We start from the raw sequence: 1,504 nt of genomic DNA, 5'->3' as shown, positions 1-1,504 counted from the left end.
ACTCCGTCCCGCTGTCGCGAACAAAGTCCAAAAAGGGATCCCCGCCCACAAGGGGATCCCCAGCCTTAAAACTCCACTGTCGTGCAGAGCAGCAGAGCGGTGTTAAAACTCTCGACCTCGGTAAACCCGCTGCAGGGCCGGAGTGACGGGGTAGCGATCAATATCGGCCAGGCTCAACTTCAAGCGCAGCGTATTGAGGAGTTTCCAGTAGGGGGGCACAAAAGCCTTTTCAGGGATGGGTTGGGCGGTAGGAGAAGGATCCCCAGAGCGGGCAACCGTCTCCATGGGGCAGCCGCGGTAGCGGAGCGGACGGGATCCGAGGTGAGCTGAGCGCAGATCTCGGCTGGGATCCACCGTCAAGCCGCGAAACTGGATCGCCCCCGGACGAGAGGCTTCCCGATAGCGCAGATAGCCTGCCCACACCTGGGCAATCCACTCCGGCAAAGCTTCGGGCCGAATGTGATAGCGCTCCGGCAACAGACGGTCGTTGAGAAAACCCATCAGCCCAGACCAAACTTGCCAGACAAAAGCTCCGACGATGCGAGCAGCGGGAGACGATGAAATCTTCATGGTGAAAGCTGAAAAATGTAGAGAACCTGAAAAACCGGTGATGCAGCCAGGATTTGCCGTTGATTATATCAGCCTGGATTCATCGGAGCGCTCACTCTGAACCTTTTGGCCTCCAGTTTTTCTGCTCACTGGAAAGCAGAAGCCGGCTTGCGGCCAAGCGCGTTGAGCCACCCAAATCCATCGACTACAATAGGCCCAAGGCTTGGGTGTTGCTTTCTCTTTCCGACCTGTAGCTTGCGGGGATCCCAGAAGCGCACCGACAAGCCAGCTCCAGTAACCATTGCATCTATGGGGATCGACGGATTATGACCTGGCGCGGCGACATCACTCCCATCAATCGGCTGTGGGGATCCCTTCCCTACCTTTTGCCTTTGGTATCGGCTCTGCCCTTGGGCTTTTTGCCCTCTGGGTTGTTTCAATCTCTGCCAGGGCTGATCCCCATTTTTGCGCCTCTGTTTCGTCTGGTGCCCCTGGCCACGGGCTGGCTGGGAATGGGGGTGTTTTTGGCTCTGCTGTTCCTGGTGATCCGCAACACCCGCGTAGCCCATTTTGTTCGCTTCAACACCATCCAGGCGCTCTTGCTCAACATTGCCTTGTTCTTGGTGCAGGTGCTGATGCAGGCGTTTGGCATACTCTTCGGCAACCTTGGCCTGGCAGCGATGGTCAGCATTTTGGCCACCACGGCTCTCTTGGGGGTGATTGCCATCACCGTCTACGCCTGGGTGCAAAACATTCGCGGCCACTACGCCGAGGTGCCGGTGCTCTCTGATGCCGCCTATGCCTGGATTCGCTACTAGTTGTCAAGTCCCTGCGGGTCTGGTTGCCGATTTGCCGACCTCATCGGAGCCTAAGCCAACTCTTCAGCTCTCAAGGATTGTGGGAGGCCGGGGTGCCATCGGATTCGAGTTCTAGTCGCGCCAGCAGGACAGAGTCC

The 1,504-nt window shown here is 57.8% G+C and carries 2 protein-coding genes; one reads left to right on the top strand and one right to left on the bottom strand.

Annotated features, from left to right (window positions below; genetic code table 11):
- Nucleotides 1–102: 102 nt before the first annotated feature.
- Entirely contained in the window at nucleotides 103–570 is a 468-nt protein-coding gene (locus tag NW819_RS11270; protein WP_414413796.1) for a hypothetical protein, read from the bottom strand.
- Nucleotides 571–875: 305 nt separating this feature from the next.
- Here NW819_RS11270 and NW819_RS11265 point away from each other — a divergent pair, with 305 nt between their 5' ends.
- On the top strand, nucleotides 876–1,367 hold the full coding sequence (locus NW819_RS11265) for a Tic20 family protein (protein ID WP_414355562.1): 492 nt from the start codon (nucleotides 876–878) through the stop codon (nucleotides 1,365–1,367).
- Nucleotides 1,368–1,504: the final 137 nt, after the last annotated feature.

This window comes from Synechococcus sp. R8-2 (assembly GCF_047461715.1).
Lineage (GTDB): Bacteria > Cyanobacteriota > Cyanobacteriia > Thermostichales > Thermostichaceae > Thermostichus.
The sequence above is the reverse complement of the archived record's forward strand: the minus strand, read 5'-3'. Positions and strand labels throughout refer to the sequence as shown.